This window comes from Vibrio sp. D173a (genome assembly GCF_030248475.1).
Genome location: NZ_JAHGAH010000647.1, coordinates 1 through 551 on the forward strand (window position 1 = coordinate 1; position 551 = coordinate 551).

Here is a 551-nt window from a genome sequence, read left to right on the forward strand (position 1 = left end):
ACGAACAACTTCGTTAAAGGCTTCCCACACTTCGCAGTATCTATCGCTGTTCGCATGAACGGCCGTACTGAAGTTGCGTGTGTTTACGACCCAATGCTAAACGAGCTATTCACAGCTCAACGTGGCGCTGGTGCTCAACTAAACAACGCTCGTATGCGTGTAACTCAGCTGAAAGACCTACAAGGTTCTATCCTAGCTGCAGGCTTCCCATTCAAAGCTAAGCAACACTCTGAATCTTTCATGAAGATCATCTCTGGTCTATTTGTTGATTGTTCTGACTTCCGTCGTACTGGTTCTCCAGCACTAGACCTATGTTACCTAGCAGCTGGCCGTGTTGACGGCTACCTAGAGCTAGACCTAAAACCATGGGATATGGCTGCAGGTGATCTAATCGCACGTGAAGCAGGCGCAATCCTGACTGATTTCGCTGGCGGTACTGACTACATGAAGTCTGGTAACGTTGTTGCTTCAAGCGCACGCGGTGTTAAAGCAATTCTTAAGCACGTTCGTGAGAACGCAAACGAAGGTATGCTGAAGTAATTCAGACCTTA

Annotated in this window: 1 protein-coding gene; it reads left to right on the top strand. The window is 47.7% G+C overall.

Annotated elements, in window-relative coordinates; genetic code table 11:
- A partial coding sequence (locus tag KIV40_RS28205; protein WP_285352510.1) for an inositol monophosphatase family protein occupies nt 1-540 on the top strand: 540 nt, incomplete at its 5' end.
- Between the last annotated feature and the right edge of the window lie 11 nt (nt 541-551).